This is a genomic window from Sulfolobus islandicus Y.N.15.51, from assembly GCF_000022485.1.
In the GTDB taxonomy this organism is placed as follows: Archaea; Thermoproteota; Thermoprotei_A; order Sulfolobales; family Sulfolobaceae; genus Saccharolobus; species Saccharolobus islandicus.
In genome coordinates, this window is record NC_012623.1 from 536,943 (window position 1) to 559,028 (window position 22,086).

18 protein-coding genes and 11 pseudogenes are annotated in these 22,086 nt (G+C 35.5%); 15 read left to right on the top strand and 14 right to left on the bottom strand.

The features are described 5' to 3' along the window. Window positions 1-85: 85 nt before the first annotated feature. Together YN1551_RS02795 and YN1551_RS02800 are read right to left on the bottom strand one after the other, a co-directional pair. The gene (locus YN1551_RS02795) at window positions 86-829 is read right to left on the bottom strand and encodes an ABC transporter permease (protein ID WP_012712160.1); all 744 of its coding nucleotides are present in this window, start codon (window positions 827-829) and stop codon (window positions 86-88) included. Continuing rightward, window positions 810-1,637, bottom strand: coding sequence for an ABC transporter ATP-binding protein (locus YN1551_RS02800; RefSeq protein ID WP_012712159.1), 828 nt, complete (start codon window positions 1,635-1,637; stop codon window positions 810-812). Before YN1551_RS02800 ends, YN1551_RS02795 begins: the two co-directional genes overlap by 20 nt. Before the next feature lie 12 nt (window positions 1,638-1,649). Here YN1551_RS02800 and tsaA point away from each other — a divergent pair, with 12 nt between their 5' ends. The 5 genes and pseudogenes from tsaA to YN1551_RS15695 all read left to right on the top strand — a co-directional run. After that, window positions 1,650-2,057, top strand: coding sequence for a tRNA (N6-threonylcarbamoyladenosine(37)-N6)-methyltransferase TrmO (gene tsaA, locus YN1551_RS02805; protein ID WP_012717159.1), 408 nt, complete (start codon window positions 1,650-1,652; stop codon window positions 2,055-2,057). A gap of 54 nt (window positions 2,058-2,111) precedes the next feature. Beyond that, a complete protein-coding gene (locus YN1551_RS02810; RefSeq protein ID WP_012712157.1) occupies window positions 2,112-2,507 on the top strand; it encodes a CBS domain-containing protein in 396 nt (131 codons plus the stop codon). A gap of 133 nt (window positions 2,508-2,640) precedes the next feature. Beyond that, on the top strand, window positions 2,641-4,044 hold the full coding sequence (locus tag YN1551_RS02815) for a hypothetical protein (RefSeq protein WP_012717160.1): 1,404 nt from the start codon (window positions 2,641-2,643) through the stop codon (window positions 4,042-4,044). Between the two features lie 41 nt (window positions 4,045-4,085). Next, the gene (locus YN1551_RS02820) at window positions 4,086-4,454 is read left to right on the top strand and encodes a winged helix-turn-helix transcriptional regulator (RefSeq protein WP_012712155.1); all 369 of its coding nucleotides are present in this window, start codon (window positions 4,086-4,088) and stop codon (window positions 4,452-4,454) included. Window positions 4,455-4,620: 166 nt separating this feature from the next. Continuing rightward, a pseudogene (locus YN1551_RS15695) lies at window positions 4,621-5,010 on the top strand (IS110 family transposase); the annotation flags it as partial. A 138-nt stretch (window positions 5,011-5,148) separates the two neighbouring features. Here YN1551_RS15695 and YN1551_RS02825 read toward each other — a convergent pair. The 3 genes and pseudogenes from YN1551_RS02825 to YN1551_RS17380 form a co-directional block, all read right to left on the bottom strand. Then, window positions 5,149-5,676, bottom strand: coding sequence for a hypothetical protein (locus YN1551_RS02825; RefSeq protein WP_048052273.1), 528 nt, complete (start codon window positions 5,674-5,676; stop codon window positions 5,149-5,151). A gap of 214 nt (window positions 5,677-5,890) precedes the next feature. Next, window positions 5,891-6,304: pseudogene (locus YN1551_RS17275) on the bottom strand (type II toxin-antitoxin system VapC family toxin). Beyond that, window positions 6,292-6,548: pseudogene (locus YN1551_RS17380) on the bottom strand (VapB-type antitoxin). The pseudogenes YN1551_RS17275 and YN1551_RS17380 overlap by 13 nt, the downstream one beginning before the upstream one ends. A gap of 360 nt (window positions 6,549-6,908) precedes the next feature. Between YN1551_RS17380 and YN1551_RS02835 the strand changes: the two are divergent. From YN1551_RS02835 to YN1551_RS02845, 3 genes and pseudogenes are all read left to right on the top strand, one after another. Then, window positions 6,909-7,190, top strand: a pseudogene (locus YN1551_RS02835) (AbrB/MazE/SpoVT family DNA-binding domain-containing protein); the annotation flags it as partial. 62 nt (window positions 7,191-7,252) lie between these two features. Further along, window positions 7,253-8,151, top strand: a pseudogene (locus YN1551_RS02840) (IS5 family transposase). Window positions 8,152-8,226: 75 nt separating this feature from the next. Then, window positions 8,227-8,712: a type II toxin-antitoxin system VapC family toxin gene (locus YN1551_RS02845; protein WP_012717162.1), complete on the top strand. Its 486-nt coding sequence runs from the start codon at window positions 8,227-8,229 to the stop codon at window positions 8,710-8,712. A gap of 161 nt (window positions 8,713-8,873) precedes the next feature. Here the strand turns inward: YN1551_RS02845 and YN1551_RS15705 are convergent. Then, window positions 8,874-9,803, bottom strand: a pseudogene (locus YN1551_RS15705) (IS630 family transposase). 30 nt (window positions 9,804-9,833) lie between these two features. On the opposite strand from YN1551_RS15705, the pseudogene YN1551_RS16495 reads away from it, so the two are divergent. Beyond that, a pseudogene (locus YN1551_RS16495) lies at window positions 9,834-9,995 on the top strand (IS630-like element ISC1078 family transposase); the annotation flags it as partial. 247 nt (window positions 9,996-10,242) lie between these two features. On the opposite strand, the gene YN1551_RS17385 reads toward YN1551_RS16495, so the two are convergent. Then, window positions 10,243-10,485: a hypothetical protein gene (locus YN1551_RS17385; protein WP_238527870.1), complete on the bottom strand. Its 243-nt coding sequence runs from the start codon at window positions 10,483-10,485 to the stop codon at window positions 10,243-10,245. Window positions 10,486-11,397: 912 nt separating this feature from the next. Here YN1551_RS17385 and YN1551_RS02870 point away from each other — a divergent pair. The 3 genes from YN1551_RS02870 (at window position 11,398) to YN1551_RS02880 (ending at window position 13,583) form a co-directional block, all read left to right on the top strand. Then, complete coding sequence (locus YN1551_RS02870) at window positions 11,398-11,622, top strand: AbrB/MazE/SpoVT family DNA-binding domain-containing protein (protein ID WP_012714257.1); 225 nt, start codon at window positions 11,398-11,400, stop codon at window positions 11,620-11,622. Further along, the gene (locus tag YN1551_RS02875) at window positions 11,591-12,019 is read left to right on the top strand and encodes a type II toxin-antitoxin system VapC family toxin (RefSeq protein WP_012714256.1); all 429 of its coding nucleotides are present in this window, start codon (window positions 11,591-11,593) and stop codon (window positions 12,017-12,019) included. The genes YN1551_RS02870 and YN1551_RS02875 overlap by 32 nt, the downstream gene beginning before the upstream one ends. 637 nt (window positions 12,020-12,656) lie before the next feature. Next, on the top strand, window positions 12,657-13,583 hold the full coding sequence (locus YN1551_RS02880) for a hypothetical protein (protein ID WP_012717167.1): 927 nt from the start codon (window positions 12,657-12,659) through the stop codon (window positions 13,581-13,583). A gap of 5 nt (window positions 13,584-13,588) precedes the next feature. On the opposite strand, the gene YN1551_RS17390 is transcribed toward YN1551_RS02880, so the two are convergent. The 4 genes and pseudogenes from YN1551_RS17390 to YN1551_RS16500 form a co-directional block, all read right to left on the bottom strand. Then, window positions 13,589-13,789, bottom strand: a complete 201-nt coding sequence (locus tag YN1551_RS17390) for a hypothetical protein (RefSeq protein ID WP_048052277.1) — start codon at window positions 13,787-13,789, stop codon at window positions 13,589-13,591. Between the two features lie 32 nt (window positions 13,790-13,821). Next, window positions 13,822-13,989: pseudogene (locus tag YN1551_RS15710) on the bottom strand (IS701 family transposase); the annotation flags it as partial. A 17-nt stretch (window positions 13,990-14,006) separates the two neighbouring features. After that, a pseudogene (locus tag YN1551_RS02890) lies at window positions 14,007-14,327 on the bottom strand (ISH3 family transposase); the annotation flags it as partial. A 44-nt stretch (window positions 14,328-14,371) separates the two neighbouring features. Then, a pseudogene (locus YN1551_RS16500) lies at window positions 14,372-14,647 on the bottom strand (transposase); the annotation flags it as partial. Window positions 14,648-14,689: 42 nt separating this feature from the next. Between YN1551_RS16500 and YN1551_RS02905 the strand changes: the two are divergent. Continuing rightward, a pseudogene (locus YN1551_RS02905) lies at window positions 14,690-15,924 on the top strand (IS256-like element ISC1332 family transposase). Between the two features lie 53 nt (window positions 15,925-15,977). Beyond that, complete coding sequence (locus YN1551_RS02910) at window positions 15,978-16,208, top strand: hypothetical protein (protein ID WP_048052279.1); 231 nt, start codon at window positions 15,978-15,980, stop codon at window positions 16,206-16,208. Window positions 16,209-16,228: 20 nt separating this feature from the next. Here YN1551_RS02910 and YN1551_RS02915 read toward each other — a convergent pair whose 3' ends face one another. The 3 genes from YN1551_RS02915 to YN1551_RS02925 all read right to left on the bottom strand — a co-directional run bounded on the left by YN1551_RS02915 (window position 16,229) and on the right by YN1551_RS02925 (window position 20,114). After that, window positions 16,229-16,714, bottom strand: a complete 486-nt coding sequence (locus YN1551_RS02915) for a hypothetical protein (RefSeq protein WP_012714253.1) — start codon at window positions 16,712-16,714, stop codon at window positions 16,229-16,231. A 694-nt stretch (window positions 16,715-17,408) separates the two neighbouring features. Then, window positions 17,409-18,824, bottom strand: coding sequence for an MFS transporter (locus YN1551_RS02920; RefSeq protein ID WP_012717170.1), 1,416 nt, complete (start codon window positions 18,822-18,824; stop codon window positions 17,409-17,411). Window positions 18,825-18,956: 132 nt separating this feature from the next. After that, window positions 18,957-20,114, bottom strand: a complete 1,158-nt coding sequence (locus YN1551_RS02925; RefSeq protein ID WP_012717171.1) for a hypothetical protein — start codon at window positions 20,112-20,114, stop codon at window positions 18,957-18,959. Window positions 20,115-20,169: 55 nt separating this feature from the next. Between YN1551_RS02925 and YN1551_RS02930 the strand changes: the two genes are divergently transcribed. Next, on the top strand, window positions 20,170-22,077 hold the full coding sequence (locus tag YN1551_RS02930; protein WP_012716542.1) for a serine/threonine-protein kinase: 1,908 nt from the start codon (window positions 20,170-20,172) through the stop codon (window positions 22,075-22,077). Window positions 22,078-22,086: the final 9 nt, after the last annotated feature.

The following is a 22,086-nucleotide window of genomic DNA, read 5'->3' on the forward strand; positions in this document are numbered from 1 at the left end:
CGTTAATAATAAGGTTGTGAAAAAGTGCCCTAATTGTGGTTATGTATTTATAGAGTATGAAGTTAAGTCTAATTCCTCTTTGTTATCATCTTTCTCTCCATCTGCTAAATCTAACAGAGAGGAAAAAGAACAATATAGATTCGAGTAACAGAACTAGAAACGATACAACTAACATTTCTACGCTTGTATTTACCAAATTTGTGATTCCTTGTGAGAATATTGCAGAAGCTGTAGTTGGCAATATAAGCAAGGGAATGTAAAGAGACTTAGGGAGGAATGTATAAGGATAAAATACTGGTGGTATTATAGTTAAAATGCTAGATAAAAGACCAGCAAGACCCCAACCATATCTCGTATGAGGAACTAGACTAGCTAAGAAGAACCCTATGGAGGATGTTGAGAACAGGAGAAGAGTGACATCAATTAATAATGGTATGAAGTTGGTTAAAGTCAAAACGTGGTAAATTACTGCAAGCATAATGTATAGTATAACACCTGGGGAGGAATATAGTAAATTTGCAAGCATTAATCCCATGATATAGTCACTAGGCCCTATGCTAGTTGCAACCAATAAATCTTGAAGTCTACTTTCAAGTCTTAAGAACACTAGATCGCCAATTAGTGAAAATCCGTTATTGGCCATAACGCTAATTAATCCTCCAACGATGGCGAACTTTACGAAATCCCCCCTCGTGATAATATATATTAAAAATAATTCAGCTAGAGGTATACTGAGATAAGTTAATACGTACACAAATCCTCTCCTTATTGAGGACCATCCATAAAATATTGTAAAAGCTAACAGAAAACTACTCCTCAAGACTCTCACCTCCGTAAATTATGAACAGATCCTCCAACGTAATTGGCTTAATAACATATTTTCCTACATAATCAGATGCTTCATTCCTATCCACATAACTAATCCTTAATCTTCCTATCTTATACTCACCAATTCCCTCCACTCTAACCTTATTATCAAATTTAGCCAAAAGTTCCTTTATGCTTCCTTTAGCTATGAGTTTACCCTTATGCAAAAGGATTACCTCATCCGAAAGCTCTTCAGCCTCTTCCATATAATGTGTAGTTAACAAAATCTTACTCTTTATACTCTTTAACACAGACCAGACTTCTAACCTAGAATATGGATCTAACCCTGTAGTAGGTTCATCCAGTAGTACTAACTCAGCATTTGATGCTAAAGCCATAGCGACAAAAATCTTCCTCTTCATTCCACCTGAAAGTTCATCACTTGGTTTATCTTTAACTTCCCATAGCCCGACTTCTTTGAGAGCACTCCTAGAAATTTCGGTAGCCTCTTTAAACGATAATCCTCTAGCTGTTAAGTACATGACTAAGTGTTCCATAGGACTAGCTATGCCTATTGATTTAGCCTCTTGGGGTATTGAAGCTATTATTTTTCTAACTTTCTTAGCGTCTTTCACTACATCAAAACCTTCGATCCTCGCAATTCCGCTAGTGGGTAATAATTGAGTAGAAAGAATTCTAGTTAGCGTTGTCTTACCGGCCCCATTCCTACCTAAAAGCGTAACTATTCTACTATTCGCAATAAACGTTAAATTATCCAATGCTATAGTCCCGTCTCTATAAATCTTAGTAAGGTTAATAGTTTCAAGCACAGAACTATATTAATGGAAGCTTGCTTTAAGTATATAGGTTTTATAAAGAGAAATGACAATTCCGCATCTAGAAATGCAACCGTGGAAATCCATATAAATGAGGAATATGAGGAGAGGTTAAAAGGATTAGAGGAGTTCTCGCACATTATAGTCCTTTATCATTTACATTTAGCTAACTTTGATGGAAGATTATTGAAAGAAAGGGAAGGAGTTATGGTAGGAGTTTTTGCAACCAGATCCCAATTTAGGCCGAATCCTATAGGTATATCTGTAGCCGAATTGATTGAAATTAAAGATAATATAATAATAGCCAAGGGCATAAATGCATTTAACAATACTCCAGTTCTCGATATAAAACCATACGACAAATGGGATAGGGCAGAGGAAGTTAGAGTTCAAACATGGCATGATGTTGTGTGATATTTCCATATATTAGAGAAAAAATAAATAGTCTAATCGAGTTTATATAATATTATGTATGTTGCAGATTTGATTGTTAGAAACCCAGTTACAGCCAAAGCTGAAATAAGTATACGAGATGCTGCGAAGATTATGAAAAAGGAAAATCTAGGCTCACTTATAATAGTAGACGAGACAAATAGGCCGATTGGGATAGTTACTGAAAGGGATATTTTGAGAGCGGTAGCCGATGAGATATTATTAGACTCTCCCGTTTCTACAATCATGACTAAAGGTTTGATAACTATTGCCCCAAATAAGGATATTACAGAGGCATTGATAATCATGTATCAAAATAACGTTAGACATCTAGCAGTAGTTGGACAAAATGGGGAGCTAGTCGGAGTAATATCTATAAGAGATGCCGCTAAGGCAGTTAATCTGTTGGCACTTGATCTGGCAATATGGTAGGTTATCTTACTGAAGTAAATTGTTAAAATCACAACGAATTAAATATTGACAACAATCTAATTCCATATTATAAATATTTTTTAGTACTAATTTAGTAGATGAATTTAAATGGGATAATCCGGAAAAGGAGAAGATGAAAAATAGATTTATAATGTATTTTATTTTATTCTTATTTCTGATATCATTGGGTATTATACCTCTAGAACATGCTAATATACAAAAAGAACAAGTAATTATCCAACAATATTCGACATACTTAATGCAAAATGGTAACTATCTAAATTACACCGTGGTAAGTGGAGTTGAGGACAAGATACTCTACAGCAATGTATCACAGATAGTAATCAACTATAATAAAACCACATATTTGCTTAAACCGTTGGGTTTAGTATATTATAACAACTCAATCATAAATGTTACAATAATTGGAGAAAAACTAAAAATATATAGCGGCATTCCACAATTAATTAAGGCCATACTTTATACCCCAGGTTTACAAGAAGTAATATGGGCCGGGTATCTATCAAAACCAGCCTTTATTTCGGCTTACGCTTATGTAAATGGGACTGGAACTCTAGAATTACAATACCTAAACGGTTCTTCAACATATAGCTTAAACGTTTCAATTGGGACCAACCTAAAACTCTCAGTTCCCCTTATAGGCCTAAACTATACAATGCTTACATTCAACTCTTATCGCCAAATAACGATTTCAACTGAATTACCTATACCGTATAGATCATTTGAAAATATAAGTGACTTTTACATCTCAATGTCATCTTTTTTCAATAATACGTTATTACCCTCGATGGTATGGAAATCAGGTAATATCACAGCAGTAGAGTTCTTTGGAATTGATGGTACTATTGCAGGATTCCTAGAGGTAAATGGACCAAGACTATTGATCTTGAAGAATCTTAACGCAGAATACTATACACCTAAGTACGTCATTACTACAACAATTAACAATATGACAATAATATTGGGAATTGGGAATAACAGTGTGGAAAGTACTGATAATATTGCGTTTTCTTACTTCGTAGATGTTAGTAAACAAATAGGGTTATTATTTAGTACTGAAAATACATCAAGTGTGTTCTTAGCTTTTAATAATGGTAGTGTCTATGATATTCAAATCTCATATCCAAAAAATATATCTGTTTCCAATATTACAATTCAAAACACAGTATTCTTAGCAGAAAAAATAATTGTCTCCCTTAACTCATCAATCTCACTAATACCGATAACTCCTAAATATAATTATACATTTTTCATATTAAAAGAGTTGCCTAATGGTTCAATATTATTTGTAAATGAAACAGACTTTTTCATGCGTAATAATACCTTATACATAGTAGCTTCTAGGCCTAGTGAAACGTATTATATTGTCTACTCTAACCATCCATTACTAACTACAACACAAACTAATCAAGCTTTAATACCATATGGAGCTAGTAATCTTGTTTTAATCGCTGGAATAGTTGTAATTTTGTTGGCTATTGCATCAATAGTAGCAATAAGAAAAAGAAGATTATAGCACATAAAGTATATAAGACGTAACTTCGTTAAGTGTAAATAATGAGAGTTTCTAAATCTAATAAACCAAAGGAAATATGCCCAATAGTTTCCGCAATAGCTGTAATAGGAAGTGAACCAAAGCTGTTAACAATAAGGTATCTACTCGAAGGACCGAAACGATTTAATGAGCTTCAAAAGCTTACCTTGTTAAGCTCCAAAACCCTCTCAAAGACACTAAAAGAATTGGAAAATTACGGAATAATTGAGAGGAAAATTATAAACTCTCACCCGGTTATAATAGTTTATGAATTAACAGATAAAGGTAAGGAACTGAAGAGAGTATTCGATGAACTTAGAAAATGGGGAGAGAAATTTACTCTATCACAAATTACTATAACAAATAGCATTCGCGTAAACGAGAATTTTTAGAACTAAAAGGAAAACTGACTTCCTTATATAAAACATATTAGTCAGATCTGTGTAATACAGATCTGACTGGGGTGTAGACCGTTGACTTCCTTGAGCGTAAAGCTCAACGGTGAGCTTTACCTCCAATTCGGACCGGAAGTTGGGCTTAAAGCCCGAATAAGGGTGAATATACACGGAGGCCCCAATTGCAGGAATAGATGTATCAAAAGACAAACTAGTCATATATTTCCAAGATAAATTCTACGAGTTACCAAATGATAGGCAAGCGTTTGAGGAGATAAGGAAGATCTTGCCTAAGGGCTGTAAGAGAGGTATAGAAAGTACCGGAGTTTACCACATTAACCTCACCAAGTACTTGGGTAAAGAGTACGACGTGAGGATTATTAATTCCTTCATACTCAAGAAGTTCAAGGATTTTGGGGGAAGAAGAGCGACAAGAATGATGCTAAACTTGTTGAACTAGTTGTAATGTAGTGAGTTTGCAATGAGTGATGTTAGGGAGTTAACAAGCCAATGGGATTTTGTTACTAGGAGCATTGCTAGAGTTAAGAACAAGTTTTCTGGGGTTCAAATCCCCTGCGGCGGCACCTTAACTAAATTTGCTGATAATTTCGGACAGTTTTCTCGATGAGGAACTGCTAAAAAGTAAGGATTAAATAATAATATCTTAATAACATCGTATAAGTTTAAGCTTTTATCTTTCTCCGAATCTATACTTGTAAGTCTTAATTTTACTCTTCAAATTCTCAACAAGTGCTTTAGTCTCGAAGCTTACACTCTTCCCCTCCATGGCCTCCTCAGCCCTTGATAAGTATTCCTTAGCCCTCAAGTAGAGATCCTTGTTATCATAAGCTACAGCGTTTTGCAAATACACCATACCAATCATAGCTAACTGCTTGATATATTCCTCACCCTTAGCAAACTTGAGATTAGCCTCAAAGCCCTTAATGTATCTTTCATCAATCGGTTGCCCGCTATCCGGTAAGATTGTAATTGTCACTTTTTTCATAAAGGGGGATATAAGACCATGGCTTCTAAGGTATCTATCAAAGTAACTTGATGAAGTCGCAAACACTGCCAAGGGAATTATAATAATAAGAATATTGGCTAACGTCAAGTTATGCAATAAGTAGTAAGTGATGGAAAACGATAATATAAAGGCTATTGCTATAGGTAAGCCTATAAACAGTAATGCTAAACCTAGCCATTTAGAGAAGGACAGTCTTTTTTTTCATTCATTGCTTTCCCCTAAACAATTTCTGCTTTTTAGGATAAAATATCTAATGTATCTGGTTTACTGGGTAGCTTAACACTTTAAAAATCTAAAATCGACTATAAATTTGATTATCTAGCTTATGATTAGAAAATGCTCTAATAAGCTTCAAGGACTAGAAAATGTTAAAGGTTAAGTTTATTACAAATAGTATGTATGCTCATTAAATTCTGAAATCTCTAATGTGGTGAACGAAAGGTAGATCGCTTACCTTTCTGAGCAATTTTTCATCAGCAGTGTAAACTTTCTCTCCTAGAACTTTTCCAAGAGATATGTATGCTGAATCGTAAATAGTTATTCCGTATTTAAGGGATAGGGAGACAGTATCGTTTAATATCTCGTCAAGAGGATAGAGGGTTATTTGAAAATCGGATAAGATCTTACCCACCTCTTGTAATTCCTTTTCTCCCAAACCGTATGTGTATTTTAGCCCATCTAATACCTCAAAGGGGAGAATTCAAGGGGCTGATAAGTCTTCCAAACCCTTAACGTAAGCTTCTCTTACTAAAAGTGCTTCTTTACTGTAATTCTCGTTAGCGAACCACTTTATTACTACTGAGGCATCTACAACTGCCAATTCTTATCACGCCATTCCCTTATAACCTCCTCAGACTTCTTTCCTCCATAATTCAGAAAGAATTCGTATGACTTGATTGAGGCTTCAGCAATTCTCTTATAATCCTTCCCCCTCTTTTTCTTCCTCTCCTCCTCTTCAATAACCTCTTCAATTTTCCTCCTTATTACATCACTCCAGTTAATTTAACTGAGCTCATCCATATTTTTCTTCAACTCATCATCAATCCTTTACTAATTATTGGCATATTTTATTGTTCTCGCCGTATATTATAAACCTTACGTCCGTGTAATAAATGTATTACATCCTGAAAGAACTTTACTAAAAGTGATTCATTGTGCACGGTTGAGCGTAAGTGTTAATGCGTTTTTAGAGTCCAATACTAATTTGCGCAAGAATATAATAACGTTTTAACCCTTACTATCTTGCAACTTCAGCATACCTTGACTATAAACATTCCTTGAGAGGATGCTAGTAAATATGCTAAAATAAATTAGAACTATTACGTTCCATAAAACCATCAAATTGATAAAAAGCCATATTGAAATAAAGATTATTTTTTTAATAATATAAAAACTTCTTAATGACAGCCTTCCTTCCCCTGATCATGATAGAACAGTTTAAATATTTAAGAGTACTATTATACTACTGTATGCCAGAAACTGTGGTCACGAGAAAATACCAAGTTACAATCCCTAAGGAGGTTAGGGAAGCCTTAGGAATAAAGATGGGGGACAAGCTAATTGTGAAAGTTGAGGACGGTAAGATAATAATGGAACCTGTAAGAGCACAAGATGCGTTAAAAAGGTTATCCACGCTTGCTGACAGATATCTTGGAGGACCGAGAGCCATTGATGCGGTGAAACTTGTTGAAGAATCTATTGAAAGGTGCTTTGTGGGCTACTTCAGAATTATACAAAAATTTATAAATAATTATACCGAGTATTACCCATGGGAAAGAGTAAGTACAAGAGGGATTGGCCAAGTACGACGAGAACGTTATAACGAGATATACCCTAATGTTCCCCTTCTACGTCTTCGAACACTGGTGGGATTTACTAGCAGAGGAGAATAGGAATGCCAAGAAAACCTACAAGGCACCAAAGGAGTTCAACGAATTCCTAGCATTCCTCCACACCTTCCTACCTTATAGGGCCATAGAAGGAGTATTGAGAGCACTAGAGAGACTGAAAATCATCCCAACAAGCCTAGACTACTCAACAATATGGGAAAGAGTAAGAAACATGAACATAAAATTCCCAGAGGCAAATGACCAACTTGAAGTAATAGCAGACGCAACGGGAATAAGCACAAACAAGGGAGGACAATACATTATAGCAAAATGGGGTAAAACCAAGGACTCAAAATTCCTCAAAATCGAAATAGTAATTGATAAGGACCAATTCAACGTAATAAACGCTGAAGTAACCAGCAACGAGGTTGAGACTGCAGTTAAGACAGTTAAGGATTTACAAGATAAGGGAAAGAAGGTCAAGAAGTTTTATGGAGATAAAGCTTATGATGCTAATGAGGTTTACAAGACTGGGGTTGAGATTGTTGTCCCACCTAGGAAGAACGCTTCTACTAGGCGTGGCCATCCTGCCAGGAGAAAGGCTGTAAGGGAGTTCAAGAGGTTGGGTTATAATCGTTGGAGGGAGGAGAAGGGTTATGGTGTTAGGTGGAGGATTGAGTCCTTATTCTCTGCTGTGAAGCGTACTTTTGGGGAATCTGTTAGGGCTACAAGTTTTTTAGGACAAGTGGTTGAGGCTAAGCTCAAGTTCTGGGCTTATGCATGGATGGTCCACTTGGCTAATTCTTTAGTTGGTAGAGCTCCGGGTATTAGGGTGTGAGCTTGCGAATAACGTTGAAATAAATATTAATTACTGAAAAATTCTCAGTGTATCATATCATGCTTATGAAATAAATTGAAGAGATCAACAAAGCAATTGAAAGGGAAACGGGTATATATTGATACTAATATCTTTATTTATGTAGCATTAAAAAACCCAGAGTTTTACGATGAGTGTTATAAAGTTTTGGAAATGCTTATATCTAACGAATTTGAGGGTTACGGCTCTGATCTTGTTTTATTTGAGCTATTCGGTAGCTTAGCTAAGATCAATGTTAATGTAGCGTATGAAGCGGTTAATTCGTATCTAGATCTTCCAATAATAATTCTTAAATTAAATAGGGATACGTTTGGTTATGCCAAGGAAATATCCGAGTTGGCTGAAGTCAATTACGATTCCCTACATGCTGCTCTAGTTGCACAAAATGAGGTTGAAGTAGTTGTTACAGAGGATGTAAATGATTGGAGTAAAATATTGAAAGTGTGGCCTAAAATTAAGGACAAATTTAGTGCTAAAGAACTGACTGTCATTTCACCTACAAAAGGTAAATTACCAATATGAAAATTACCGATTTTAGGTGAGTTATTAAAGTTTCTAATACTTTTTTGTAAAAGTTATTGAAATAGTTACTTATTCTATCTGTTACTTGCTTCAGTTACGCTACTGGTGGTTAGAGAAAAATATCCACGGTATATCAGTCCGTTAGTATTTCTGGAAAATTCTTAGACCTCAATTTTATCTAATCCTAAGTACGTTATTATATTAAGATTAAACCTATACTTATTTTCCTCAAAGAACTACTTAATACAGTTTTTTAACGTCCTTTATCGTATAAAATATTTTATTACTCATGTAGTCCTTGAGGGACTTGAAGACCACCTCAACCATGTTAACCTCAGACGAGTAGTTAGGAGTAAAAATGGGATGAATACCCTTTCCTACCACAAACCTCAAGCCTAGTCTTGTGAGGAGAATAATTATCCATATAAACCCCTCCATTACCAAAACTTAAAATACCTCAAAAAGTACTTCAAAGACTCGGAATTAGGCCTACTGAAGATACCAGTAATTACATCACCAAGCGTTTATAGCAAGAAAAACGCGAACCGAAGAAAAACCCATATTGACGCACATAACAAGCTTACTACCAATCTTAACCATCTTGATCAACGTACTAATTACTGCCCTACTCTAGAAAGAACAGCGCCTCTCCTTCCAATTTTAAAGTCTTCCCGCATGTTCTTTTCCGCTTGAACGTTTGTTGGTCTAGGTTTCACTAGGTTATATCCTAGTTCGTGAACTAGCTCGTATAATCTTGATTTCTTGTACTCTATTCCTTGTTGTTTTATTTTTAGTGTTCTCATTGTCCAATATTCTTGTTGCATTCCGTACTTTTGTGGTTGGTCTTCCAGTATTTGTTTTTCTTTCTCAGCTTTTCTCGGTCTTCCCGATCTGGGCTTGTCTCTTAGTCCATTAAGACCTTCTTTCTTGTACTCGCCAACCCACAATTTTATTGTGGAATAACCCTTGTTCAGCATTTTCGAAACTTCCTTCTCCGATTTACCGTCAACTAAGTGCAACTTTACTGCGAGAATTCTCTCCTTAATCCTAGCGTCCTTCTCTTCCTCATAAGCTTGAACCAAATCTTGTATAATTCAATTTGGAAATACTAGTCTATAAACTTTTTGGAAATACTAACAGACTTCGAGACCTTAACATGGGACGCAAAGAGGTTCTTGCGCTCCATATCTAAGAAAGTAAATGACCTCATATACAGTGTGAATAGATGCGGTGAACCTTGGACGTTAATACTGAATGAAGTTACCTTGCCCTTTAAAGTCTGACTAAGTAAGAATAATCTGTAAAACCTCATTGCATATTATATCGCAAGATACTGAACATATAGCATATATAATCGGATCCTCAATGAGTATTATACAGACATCCACTTCACATACTTCATCACATGCAATTGCACTAGCTACTTTAGTTGCAATTAAATTACATAATACTTGGCATATTTCAAATTCTATCGGATTCGGATCTTTCCCTTCTTCACTCTTTTGTTGCAAAGGGTAAGGGTGGTATAGCTTATCTGGTATCAATACCTCCATTCTCTATCTTTCTAGTCTTGGTTCCACATCCCGTTACCCCTTCCTTAATCAAAATTCTATGCTTGTCCCCTTCTCTTCCTAAATACTTCACTTTAAAACTTCTAAGTACACTTTCAGAACCGTAGTTTATCCTATAAGTTATCTCGTGCTCACCGAAAGGATCACCCTCTATTAACTGACTCCACTGAATTATCTTTGACGGTTGTCCTTCATACTCCATTAATGTCACTCCTTGCCTAAAAACTTGCTTATTATCTTTCTTCTCCCCATAACGCAACAATTTAACACTTTTAGGCTTTAAACTCTGAAGCATAAAAGAATTGAAATCTTTTAAAAAAGTTAACTATAATGGAATACCTTAACATTACTCATCACTTATTTTGCTTCTAACCTAACTAGGTTATAGTTTGAAAGAATAGGCCTCTTTTTGAAACTGGAGGCAACAGAAAAATTCCTTAACTCAGCATAGAGATGCTAACAGCCTTAACAAATACTCAAGGTATAAGCGATAGTAAGAGAACAAAGTTAAGTTAAAACTCCATAGTAGTTGTTTCAATAAATCATTTAACACAAAGGCGTTAAATCAAACCTATTAATTTAACGTTTTATACATCCGATTTTCCGGGGTTCAAATCCCCGCGGCGGCACTCTCATATCTACGAATTTATCTTTCTCCGAATCTGTACTTATACATCTCAATCTTACTCTTCAACTTACAACTAATATTTTAACCTCAAAACTCACATCCTTTCCTCGTATCACCTCCTCAGCCCTTGCCAGATACTCCTTAGCCCTCAAGTAGAGATCCTTATTATAGCCTTTTTCATAATAGTTTTAAAGGCTTATAAGGATCAGTTTTAACTTAAGATGTTGAAAACGAGCAAATTGATCAAATCAACCAGTATACCTTGTATTGATAAATATTGATTTCCCTTAGTATTTAATGATAAAAACATTATATTTATATTTCTATGAGTTTTTAGCGCATAGTAATGTGTTAATTCAATATTCCTACTCATTATAAAGAAAGAACATTTAATAAATTTATATACAAATGATGGCAGCATATCTACACTGGATATTCTGATAGTTAAGTTTAATTATTGGTGATTAGACTATTCTTTGGTAAAAGATGGAGAAAGTGGTAATAAAGAGAGTTGACATCCAAGGAAGGATAGTTATACCAAAAGAATGGAGGAACAAGTTTAACACTGACGAGTTCATCCTAGTTCTAAAAGACGATAGGATTGAGCTTTACCCCCGTGTTTCAAACTTAACAAAACTTATTGATAGCATTAATGTTGAAGAATTGCCAAGTGATTGGCATGAGCTTAAACGTAAAGTTTATAGACTCTAACGTGTTCATATATGCATTACTGAAACCAAAACGTTCAGTTGATGAAAAAATTGTGAAAATGAAAGAGAAAGCAAAGGAAATATTGACGCGAATTGATAACGGGGAGGAAAAAGTTCTAACTACTGTAGTTCACATCTCTGAAATTGCTAACGTAATTGAGAGCTTATCTAACCTCACGACCTCAATTAAGGTTATCGAAAACGTGATTAACAACGAGAATATTATCGTTAAAGAAGTCACAGTGCAAGATTACACTGAAGCTGTTAAAATAGCCAATGAGGAAAACCTAAGCATTAATGATGCTCTGGCTTATGTTATAATGATGAAAAATGGTATCAACGAGATTTACACTTTTGATGAAAAACATTTTAGGAAATTGAATGTGAAGATTTTGTGAATGTCTACCTCAAAGTGTAACTATTAAGCTAAATATTACTAGCTAGCTTAGAGTTTTTCTTACTGAATTAACTTAAAGTTCAATGAGTGTACCAGGTCTAACTTTCAACAATCCTCTTCCTCAATAATAAAAGCTTTTTCAGCCTCCTATTTCACCTTAATGAGTCCTTAAACCCATCGTTCATGGATAGGCTCGTTAAAAGGAGTATAAAAGCTGTAAATAGGAGTTTAGAGGTTATCAAATATTCACAAGATGCAGTCTTATGGTGAAGAAAATTAATACTAGAATTTATACCTTAATTACGATACCATCTCTACACTTTAATCCGTTATTAGCAAGAAAATTAAAGGATATTAACATATATATACGATCTATTTAGGTGAACAAGCTCTTCCTCATCTTTACAAGACGACTAGTGTTTCTTAATACCTTAGACATAATTTATGTAAATTGTCTTTTTATGGTTCTTAAGTATTCTAAACTATGTATGTTCAATATGCATACCTTATCAAGTTCTCACTTCTTATGTTAGAGAAAACTTTTGTAATTACGAGCCTAGCTCTGGTATTGTAACCGTTTGTCCCTAAACTTTTATTTCACTCGTTTTATAGAAATAAAGTGAATTCGTAATGTACACTTGAATCTCCCCAACATAAGATTTAGAATTTATTTTGCTTCTTCTAGCTTAAGACCTAAGAAATCTCAACTAATCCACAAAGCAAATAACGCGAGAAAACCTAACTTTCATAAAAATTTTTATATGAGAATCATCACACTGTACGTAATGCCAATTAAGGGAAAAAGGAAGTATAAGGTGGAATTCGATGATTACACATTGACTTCAGTAAATGGAGAAATATCACTAATTGATCAATTAGGTTCAAAGGTAGATTTCTCAAGGCTGGAGATAGGAGACGATATAGCCAGTAAAATAAATTCTGATCGATATTTCTATTACAAAATAATCCCACTATCCAAATATTCTGATATAATAACGTATAGTCTCATCGATAGTATAGTAAAAGTGGGTGGATTCTATGGAGATCTATTGGAAGCGTGTTATTTGAAAGATAGGAAAAGTGGAAATAATGATTATAATTATTTAAAATATGCCTTTGGCAAGATTTCAATAAACAACGTGAAAATATACGACACGATAGCAGATGAAGCAGTACAGAAGCTTATAGAAGAATATGGATGGGACTTCATAAATATATATGAGAATTTACGAAGTTTATTTAGAGTGTCAGTTGAAAAAGCTTACAATAAAGTAATCGAAAGCTTAGACAGCAAAAGAGAATTGGACGCCTTTATGGTCTATATTACATACTCCTACGATAAAAATAAGGCTAAGGAAATTCTAGAGAAAACTGTGATTACACCAAATTTAGACTACAATTATGAGTATGTAATCCCAAGATGGGGGCTAGTAGGAATTGATGATAATATTATAAAAATGTTTAGCGAGATGGGGGTAAAGGTTCATATAGACTCGCTTAAATTCAATGAGGTTAAATTCCTTCTGGCAAAAATAAATAATGAAAAAGTTGAATTAATTAGTTAGATAATTCACGTTCCTACGTAGACCTTTCTTCCATCTTTAAGAACTAATAATAGGCATCTCTCCCCTTTCCTCACATTATAATACATTACCTTACCATCTATCGTGCTTCCGGCAAATATAACTCCCTTATATCTCGCAAAGCTACATATCTCATCTGGAGGTATCGCTTCTTCAATTTTTTCAATTTGATCTCTAGGGAATGAAATGAAAGTAGATAATGTACAGCAGTTATGGGACTTTAACGTATCTTAAAGATTTTCATCAGCCCCAGCGGTCCGCCTAAATGACGTTCAACGAACCTGAGGAACGCCTCCACGCTCCTCAGGTTAAGAGCCCCCACCAGCTCCCTGACGACGTTGGTCATGATGGTGAAGATCGCGAGGTAGCCCTGGAGCCTCTCCCTCCTCCACGGTAGACCCAAAATCACCTCCTTAAAAATAAATCTATAGTGTAAATAAGTGTTTCAATTATATTAAATGTAAAATTCTCTGGATTGAATAAATCAGGAAATAAAAGAATTAATAATAATCTAAACTCCTCTCTCCCCACCTCCCCCTTGAATATGGTATATAAGGAGTAGAGTACAAGGGCCAGCACGAAGATCAACGTGCGAAAAACAAACTTAGTAGAACTAGTAAATGGAAGAAAAGCCTTAATGTTCCTATAAGAGGTCTCTATGGGACCCCTTACCTTATTGTACAAATCCAACACTTCCCTCTTGGATAGGTCTAGATTAGTAGCCCGGGGCTACTGGGTATAGTTGTGTAAGAAAATATGTAAGCAGAAGGTTAAAAGTCTTCATCAAGACTCACCTGGAACCTTGAAGCGTGGAGTTGTTTGAGATGATATGAGTAATGCCTTATCACCGACATGGGCCTGAACTTCCAACGCGAATTACTTTCATGGATCGAAACGTAGAGATAGACCTCCAAGGAGCGAAGAGAGGGAAAGTAACCTCCGAGCTCCTCCTCGAACCTAGCCAGGATCGAGTTGAAACTCTCCGACGTGTTATTAGTGTAGAGGTAGTGTCTAATCTCCCTGGGGAAGTTGAGAAAGGAACAATAGGGGCTACCAGTTATAGTTGTGGTAGCAAAAGGTGAAAAATAATGACAAAAAGTAAAAATAACCCCGGAAGGGGTAATACCATAAGGGAGAGTAATACCATGAAGGTAATGGAAGAAATAAGAGAAAAGATAAGAAAGGCAATCAAAGAAGGAGTTAGCCTAAGGGAAATAGAGGAGATAATCTTGCAAGAGGCCATGATGGAAGAGAGGGAAGCCTACCTAGAAGTTGAGGACGACCACAAGAACGGGACCTACTTCAGATATCTGGGAACCGGAGACGGAGTATTAAGACTCAGAGTACCGAGAACCAGAAAGGGTGGCTTCAGACCCAAGATCCTTCCGGAGAAGTACGAGAGGACCAGCCCAGATTACGAGGACTTCCTCCAGCAGCCTATCAGGCATGACTCCAAGTCAAGGCCGTGTTAGCAGCCAAGGGAATACCGTATAGTGAGATCGTAATGAATCGGGTTGCCGAGAGAATATCCAACAAACTCAAGGAATACAAGAGCCGCGAACTACCTCACGATCTCCTAGCCCTTTACATCGATGTGAAGATCGTAAAGGTCAGAATCAGCGAGTCGATCATGGAGAGAGCCATTTACATTGCCATAGGAGTTGACTTAGAAGGGAATAAGTTCGTCTTGGACTACGAAGTTAGGGATAGGGAGGACTTGGACGGTTGGAAGTCCTTCTTGAGCGGACTCGTAAGCAGGGGAGTCAGCAGGGTTGACGTAATCGTGAGCGATGACTTCTCTGGACTCGATCGCGTCGTGTCCACGCTCTTTCCCTCCTCTCAACACCAGCTCTGTATAACACACATGGTTAGGAACCTCATGAGGGTCCTCCCAGACAAGGAGAAGGAGGAACTAATGATTAGAGTTAGGGATCTAAAGTCCTCCAGGAAGGTGGAGGAGGGAAGGAAGGCTATATTGTCCCTCAGCCAACTTGTCCAACCCTTTTCTCCAGCTCGAGCCAAGAGGCTTCTTGACGCTGCTGACAAGTATTGTTCCTTTCTCAACTTCCCCAGGGAGATTAGACACTACCTCTACACTAATAACACGTCGGAGAGTTTCAACTCGATCCTGGCTAGGTTCGAGGAGGAGCTCGGAGGTTACTTTCCCTCTCTTCGCTCCTTGGAGGTCTATCTCTACGTTTCGATCCATGAAAGTAATTCGCGTTGGAAGTTCAGGCCCATGTCGGTGATAAGGCATTACTCATATCATCTCAAACAACTCCACGCTTCAAGGTTCCAGGTGAGTCTTGATGAAGACTTTTAACCTTCTGCTTACATATTTTCTCACACAACTATACCCAGTAGCCCCGGGAAAAGATTGTAGTCAGCGTATTAAAAACAGGTGCACCAGTTAACGTAGCTAGGAAGATAGCTTACATGACTGTCGGAAAAATATACATGGATGGAAAAGATAAGGTGACAGCAAGGGAATTAACAGGTATAATTCTAGGATTTCTAAAGAAGGAAAATGAGGAATGGTATAAGAACTGGATTATCTACGATAGGGCAGTCAAGAAGAGGGAGACTGAAAAAGAATTACAAAAATAAAAATAAAAAATATTTGTCTTTTAACTATTATCATCGCCTTGTGGATGGATAATGAGTAGTGGCTCATTACTAACGTTTAAATCTCCTCTAGGATCTTGGGATACTTGGAATAGTATTAATATTGAAACCTTATAGGACCCACTCGCTAAACTGACATGCTCACTATCATTTTCTGGTGTAAGAATTATAGTATGGTTGTTTATCTTCAATTCTACCGTGAAATTGCTGAAAACCTTTTGAAGTTTATCAGCATGGAGCAAATCTATTGTATATGTTCCATTAGATGAAATGTTGATCACTGCAGTAGCAGTTGTATTTCCCTTTTCCCCAGCAGATAGATTACCTAAGTTAATATATGCTGGTATTACTTGCGCTTGACCTTGTTGTTGACTTACCATGATATGGTATGATATATACGCTAGTGGTCCATAGCCCGCTACACCTGCAGTTGTTAGTCCCGCTACAAATGCACCCGCTATCACTAAGGCTAGTAGAGCCGTTTTCATTAAGATAATTTAAGTGTTTAGTTCTTTTAAGGATCACGTTTCAAAACGCGTTCCAATTAAAGTGAGACGGAAAAGAAACACCAAAACTTAATGAATCTCCGAATATAATAGCTTTATTTAGTAATTATTTCAAATATTAAGTTTGACTAAGATTTATCAAAATATTGTCAGTCATATTTATAATACTGACTTACCCTTAGTAGGAAGTCTTATTATTAATTAGCAAATTGAGAAACTGATAGAGCTCTAGTAGTCTATTTCCGTTGGACTAAAAATTTATAACTCCACATTTTATGTTTAATTTCAATACTTAAGAGGCAAGAGAAGTATGCGAAAGCGTTACCTCTTTCCATAAACTACAGAACTACGTAAAGAAAACATAAAACTAATAATCCTAGAACGCGAATGGAGGTTCAAAGTAGAGGAAATGGAAAAGTTAACGACCCTTAACTAAGTTAGGATAAATTGCAGTATCTTTATCCTTATATACCACCTTTCTCAACACCATTTAACTTCCCAATAATTGATTCAAATGTTACACAACTGAAATTTATAATGACTAAAGGTTCCTCACCATAATGTTATCATATGATTCAAAAAAAAATAAAACGTAAAATTTCCGTATTAAAAGAGAAAAGAAATACCACTAACTAAAATGATGTCATTTAAAAAAGACTTTTTACATATAGTTAATTTATGCAGAGGCTTTTTCTTCTTGAACAATTACCTCTTCTTCACTTACTTCCTCTAAACTCTTACCTTTAGTCTCCTTAACAGCTATTATAGTTACTATCGCGCCTAGTATTGATAGCACTGAAAGCATTAATAAAATATTCTTTATTCCTATCGAGGCCAAAAGCGTAGGGAATAGGTAAGTAGCTATTGCAGCCCCCAATTTACCTGATGCTGCACTAATCCCATGGCCAGTAGTCCTAGCCCTAGTTGGGTAAGTTTCAGCAGGGAGTACAAAGGTTGTAGTATTAGGACCAAAGTCTATGAAAAAGAATGATAGTGCATATATCAAGAATCCAAGTTCAGCTGGAATCGTTAAACCAATTACCTTAGTTCCACTAACTATTAAGAATGAGGAAACAACTGCATAAATTATACCCAGTAATATAAAGCCTTGTAACTGTATAATTTTTCTTCCTAACTTATCCATCAAGGCAACTGCCGTAAAGTAACCGAAGAATCCTGCCATGTATGGCAAACCTTGTTCTAATATTAAATTTGCTATACTACTGGGTTTCCCTAATATTAATTGAGTTATTGCACCAGAGTATATTCCAGTTCCATATAACGCTATATCAATGATAAACCATGAAACTGCAGTACCTATGAGTGTTAGCCAGTACTTAGATAGGAACTGTGACAAAGAAATCGGCTTTGAGTTAAATTTCTTTTCCTCAATTCTAGCACCTAGGAACTCGACAGCTTTCTTAGCCTCTTGTACGCTACCCTTCACTAACATTGAATATCTAGGAGTTTCTGGAGTTTTTCTTCTAAGATATATTACAGTAGCAGCTGGTATTGCACCTATGGCTGCCATTATTCTCCAAGAAATATTTAAGGGAAACGCTAAAACACTACCAATCCCTATTGCAACTGCAGCTAAACTACCTAATCCTTGATTTGCAAACACTAAAGCTATCAGCTTACCCCTATCTTTAACATTAGCATACTCACTCATTATAGTAGCGGAAATTGGGTAATCTCCACCTATTCCCAAACCCATAATTGACCTAAAAATTATTAGCCAGTATATATTTGGAGAGATCGCAGAAAGTAAAGCACCAACCGCCATCAACATTGCTTCAAACCCATATATTGCCTTCCTTCCTATCTTATCACCTAAGAAACCAAAGACTAATTCCCCAATTACTGCCGTCCATATCGCAGATGACGCTAAAAGACCCTCTGTAAAACTATTTAGTGGAAAATTAGGATCATGCAACTGTATTAAAACGTCCAGAATTGCACTTATTATGAACAAATCATAAGCATCAGTAAAAAATCCCATACCAGAAGTGTACCAAACTTTAATATGGTTGAAAGTTAGCTTCAGTGAATCAATAGAAGCAAAAGGCGTTTTTGAAATTCCTTTATCCATTTTTTCTCATGCCTATCTCAGCTTCGACTATTATATATTTTACCTATAAAGTAAATATAATCTATTGTCAACTATATAATTTATATAGTCCTCTTTTTTGCTTAAACATTTGTAGATTAGATTTAAAAAACTCTAGCGGAATATCTTATTTATAAGCAAAATTAGAATAGTTAATAGAGAAGATATAATAGCTGCAAAAAGAAGCTGAATAGTGTCTATATTTAACAATAAGGACTGGGGTAAAGCAAAATAATATCCCTTGTTAAAGCTTATGAAGTAGGTTGATCCTTTAGTGGTTACGTATGGAGCATTAACCAGACTATAGTGCCCACTTACGTGGTAAATTCCTGGAGAGCTAACAAAAATTGAATAGCCTAAGAGTATTTTGCCGTACATGAAAATGAAACTAGGCTCTTCTGAGGTTATATTGTAGATTGGTAAATAAATTTCACTTTTGTTCACTATTATCAATGCAGTAGCTGAGTTAACAATTACAAATGATAAATTTTCACTAGCTAACGAGGATTTGACTGGAAATGGAGTTTCTACTCCATTGGTTGTTATTACAAGGTTTTTGTCAATTTCAACTGCGGGAAATACTCGTTTATTTGATATGTTATAGAAGTAAAATGTGAGATTATTGGAGTGCACTAATCCAACCTCTAAGACGGATATCCCATTAACACCCCTAACAATGTTAATTAGATCTTCAGATGAGTTAAATACTGTAACTGGAGCATAGGTGTAGTTGTAAGTTAGTATATAATATGAGGGAGGAGAGGGAAGAGGAGGCAACGTGTCGTTTATCTTTAATGTATTCAAGATTTCTGTTCTAAAAGTGTATAGATTAGTAATTTCGCCCGGAAGTGCAATTTCTTCTCCCATTTGTATTATTCTGTTCAAATAAATTGGATTAGGATAATTCATTATCCATATCGTTAAGTTTAGGGGGTTCATATAAGGGATAAGAAATGTTGCGTTAAATCCACTAGTCTCAAAACCACTCCATAGTAAAAACTTTCCTACAAATATTGAGAATATATTAGGCAGATTTGTTGAAATACTCAAGGTCCAGTTAGGGAAATACGATATTCTAACTACATAGCTAACTGAAGTTATGTTTATTGGAATGAGCTTTTCGTCTATAATACATGATGAGTTAGAATAAGAGTAAAGAATCTCTGAACCGCGAAGTTGATATGAAGAGTAATTTACTAAGACATTACCATACGATATTAAAGATGAAAGTAAGAAAATTAGAGTTAGCATGATAAGTGGGAATACTCTCATATAACATACACATTGGGCTAAATATTTTAAGTGTTACCAGTAAAATAGTAATACCATGAGGAATAATCTGTTACAATACATTGCTGGATTTCTAGGATTTATAGCATTATTTTACGGAATATTCTCTCTACTTAGTGAATACAAATTTCTTGAAATTAAATCTTTGGAAGTGTTTATATTAATCTTTTTTGGTTTTTTTGCCATAACTTATGCATTTACTGGTAGAATCATGATAGAAAAACCGTTTGCACTTACGTTTTCTGTAATATTGTTTTATCTTGCACTCTTTAGTCCATTGCCCCTTACAAGTAAAATACTACTTATTACAGGTGGGATAGTTGAGACACAATTGACATCGAGAAGGGGTATCGGAGGAACATTATACATAATACTTGGTATCTTAACACTCCTTTACTTCATATATGTACATTTCGTTGAATTATCATCAACACTTTCCTTGATAGGAATTGGATTATCCTCCCTTATTATAGTGTTAGGTAATAGGGATAGAAAAGTGAAAGCTATCTCATATTTCGCCTTCCCAATTGGTATCCCGTTAATAGTTTATGGTATTAATGGGTTCTTTCCTCTGTCACTAAATCCAATATTCATTATAGTGGGATTAGCTACAGTGTTGCTAAACTTAATTCCGAGCAAGGGAGCAACCAGTAATGATAATGACCTAAAACTTGACGAGAAATTGTGTAATGATATCCAAAGAAATGAGTGCAAGGATGTTATTGAGGTTTACAATAAATATATGGTTTACATTCCTCAACGTTGTCTCGACAAAGTAATATTATGTATTATAGATCAAAATGATATGCAGAATTTTAATTTAGTTGTAAGTAATAACCTAGCTCGAAGTGTCGCTGAAAAATATATAGATAAAATGTCACCAGAGATGATATATTCCTTAGCATTCTTATCAAATAGAAAGAAAGAACTACTAGAATTAGCATGTAATAAGGGATATAAGAAAGCATGCGAGCAAACAAAACCGGTCCTAGATCTGAAGAATTGGGATCCTAAGGTATGGGTAGGAAAGGAGATATACAATTACAACATTGTCGATATAATCGGAGTTGGCGGCACAAGCTATATACTAAAGGGTGAAAAGGATGGGAATTTCTATGCCCTCAAGGTACCTTTAATAAATTACTTAAATAACGTAATGGATTTAGTTGGAGAATCGTCCAAATTGATAGAACTTTCCACTAAATCCCCCTATATAGTTAGATTATACGCAATTTATGCTGATCAGCTTGATGTAAAGGAAATCTTAGGAGGAAATTCAGAAATTTACTACAATAAACCACCGATGTTAGTAATTGAATTGATGAAAGGCGGATCCATAAATGATGTAATAAATGTCAAAGAGTTAGTGAGGAGCGAATATTGGAGAAAAATAGTATTTATTGCTACAGCGAGGATTGCTGAAGCACTAGAGACCATACATTCCGAAGGCTACGTTCACTGTGATATTAAACCTCAAAACATATTGTTCAACGAGAAATTACCTCCTAACGCCAGACTAGCCTATGATAACTTGCAGAATGGTAAGATTATAGCTAAGTTAGCGGATTTAGGTTCTGCAGTCAGAGCTGGTGCAAAACCATTTAGTTATACTCCAGCATATGTACCATTTGACCTAGTTAAGTCAACTGCCTTTGGAGGAGTTTCCCCAATGGCTGATATATACGCATTAGGAGCTACTGTGTACAAATTATTAACTGGAGTCCCATTAAATACTAACGCAATGATAGAAGCTATAGATAAATTTGATGTTAGTAAGGATATGAGGTATTTGGATAATTCTTTATACAATACCAGGAATTTGGACTTGCTAAGAAAGTACGTAGATAAAAATACTTATACCTTTATAGCGAAAATGGTGGATCAAGATCCTAATAAAAGGCCAACTAGTAAGGAAGTAAAGGAGTTTTTCTATTCCAAGATATAAATACTATTT